General features: G+C 71.6%; 1 protein-coding gene. It reads right to left on the bottom strand.

Going from position 1 to position 850, the window contains the following annotated elements:
* Positions 1-850, bottom strand: an 850-nt coding sequence (gene deoC, locus HT134_RS44300; protein ID WP_175606506.1) for a deoxyribose-phosphate aldolase, incomplete at both ends; no start/stop codon positions are given.

The raw sequence follows: 850 nt of genomic DNA, 5'->3' as shown, positions 1-850 counted from the left end.
CGGCCGGTGGCCAGCTTCTCGCGCTGCATCAGCAGGTCGTTGAGCAGCGAGGAGGCGCCCAGCCGGAACCAGTCCGGCGTCAGCCAGTCCTCGCCGGCCGTCTCCTGCACCAGCACCAGGTTCTTGACCGCGTCCTTGGTCGTGCGGATGCCGCCGGCCGGCTTGACGCCGACCTGACGGCCGGTGCGGTCCCGGAAGTCGCGCACCGCCTCCAGCATGATCAACGTCACCGGCAGGGTCGCCGCGGGCGACACCTTGCCGGTGGAGGTCTTGATGAAGTCCGCGCCGGCCAGCATCGCCAGCCACGACGCCCGCCGCACGTTGTCGTAGGTGGCCAGCTCGCCGGTCTCCAGGATGACCTTGAGATGGGCCTCGCCGCAGGCCGCCTTCACCGCGACGATCTCCTCGTACACCTTCAGGTAGTCGCCGGACAGGAACGCCCCCCGGTCGATCACCATGTCGATCTCGTCGGCGCCCGCCGCCACCGCGAACGCGGTGTCGGCCACCTTGACGTCGAGCGAGGACCGGCCGCTGGGGAACGCCGTGGCCACGGAGGCCACCTTCACCCCGGACCCGGCCACGGCCTCCACGGCCACGGGCACCAGGTCGGGGTAGACGCACACGGCCGCCACACGGGGAGCGCCCCCGCCGGGGTGCACGGCCTTGACGCACATCGCGCGCACCTTGCCGCGCGTGTCGGCGCCTTCGAGAGTGGTCAGGTCGACCATCGAGATGGCCAGATCGATCGCCCGGGCCTTGGCCGTCGTCTTGATCGAACGGGTGCCCAGCATCGCCGCCCGCTGGTCCGCGCCGACCCGGTCCACACCGGGCAGGCCGTGCAGGAACGCTC

The sequence above is a fragment of the Nonomuraea rhodomycinica genome (assembly GCF_013363995.1).
In the GTDB taxonomy this organism is placed as follows: domain Bacteria; phylum Actinomycetota; class Actinomycetes; order Streptosporangiales; family Streptosporangiaceae; genus Nonomuraea; species Nonomuraea rhodomycinica.
This window is presented reverse-complemented; position numbering and strand designations above follow the sequence as displayed.